The sequence below is a fragment of the Larkinella sp. C7 genome, assembly GCF_006149005.1.
GTDB lineage: Bacteria > Bacteroidota > Bacteroidia > Cytophagales > Spirosomataceae > Larkinella.
Window position 1 is genome coordinate 312 of the sequence record NZ_VBSL01000099.1, and the last position, 269, is coordinate 580.

Annotated in this window: 1 protein-coding gene; it reads right to left on the reverse strand. The window is 46.5% G+C overall.

The window, feature by feature from the left end:
- The coding region (locus tag FH871_RS34535; RefSeq protein WP_305036618.1) for an ATP-binding protein at positions 1-269 on the reverse strand (269 nt) is incomplete at both ends.

The window sequence follows — 269 nt, forward strand, 5'->3', positions numbered from 1 at the left end:
CTCTATGTCAGCCGTCAAATCGCTCAGGGCCATCAGTAAGTAGTCTGTTTCCATGCCCAGCTCTCTTAGGGCAGCAGAAAACTTAGGGTTCTCCTGGGATAAGCTTGGCAAATAGTGGTGCCGAATGCGATTGCGCAGATAAGTATCACTCTGGTTGCTCTCATCCTCGAAGTGAAAAATATCTGGCAAATCCTTCTTTTCAATTTTTAAAAAAGGGCGAATCAGTTGGCCAGGGCCAAAACTTTTCACAGGCTGCATTCCCACCAGAT